Consider the following 809-nt stretch of genomic DNA (forward strand, 5'->3'; position numbering starts at 1 on the left):
TAAGTATCAAATCCACGTCGCAATACTAAATCGTTAGATTCAGTCATACGTTAGTGACAGTTTAACTTCGCCAGAAGTTAATATTGAATACTAAAGTAGATACCAATCAATCATTTCAAAGAWACAATTAAATGGCACTGAATGATACTGCTATCATTCTTTTTTACTTTTGAAAACTCTGTACAAATAACAATGTTATTCATACGAATTTTATTATCAGCTTTTCCAAATTTTTAAAGAGCAAGAGATTAAAAAACTTCTCAAAATTAAACACACTTTATTCTCAGGCGATGTTTTKCCCGATAAAGAATATTTATTTTTAAGAAGTAAGTGGTGGAGCTAAGCAGGATCGAACTGCTGACCTCCTGCGTGCAAGGCAGGCGCTCTCCCAGCTGAGCTATAGCCCCACATATGCTGGTCTTATTGTTTTAACCATCTTCTTAATTAGATAAGAAGTGGTGGGTCTGAGTAGATTTGAACTACCGACCTCACCCTTATCAGGGGTGCGCTCTAACCAACTGAGCTACAGACCCAAAACAATAAGTGTTGTTCTCTTTACAATAACAATCATCTGTGTGGACACTACGAACAAATAAGTTCTAAATCGTATAAGGAGGTGATCCAGCCCCAGGTTCCCCTAGGGCTACCTTGTTACGACTTCACCCCAGTCATGAATCACTCCGTGGTAAACGTCCTCCCGAGGGTTAGACTATCTACTTCTGGAGCAACCCACTCCCATGGTGTGACGGGCGGTGTGTACAAGGCCCGGGAACGTATTCACCGCGTCATTCTGATACGCGATTACTAGC

General features: G+C 40.6%; 2 tRNA genes and 1 rRNA gene. All 3 read right to left on the reverse strand.

Annotation, left to right across the window (positions count from 1 at the left end):
• Positions 1-331: 331 nt before the first annotated feature.
• Positions 332-407: transfer RNA gene (locus ADS77_RS21180), tRNA-Ala, on the reverse strand.
• Between the two features lie 49 nt (positions 408-456).
• A tRNA-Ile gene (locus ADS77_RS21185) sits at positions 457-533 on the reverse strand.
• Positions 534-609: 76 nt separating this feature from the next.
• Positions 610-809 (reverse strand): 16S ribosomal RNA (locus tag ADS77_RS21190); the annotation flags it as partial.

This window comes from Pseudoalteromonas porphyrae (genome assembly GCF_001298125.1).
Lineage (GTDB): Bacteria > Pseudomonadota > Gammaproteobacteria > Enterobacterales > Alteromonadaceae > Pseudoalteromonas > Pseudoalteromonas neustonica.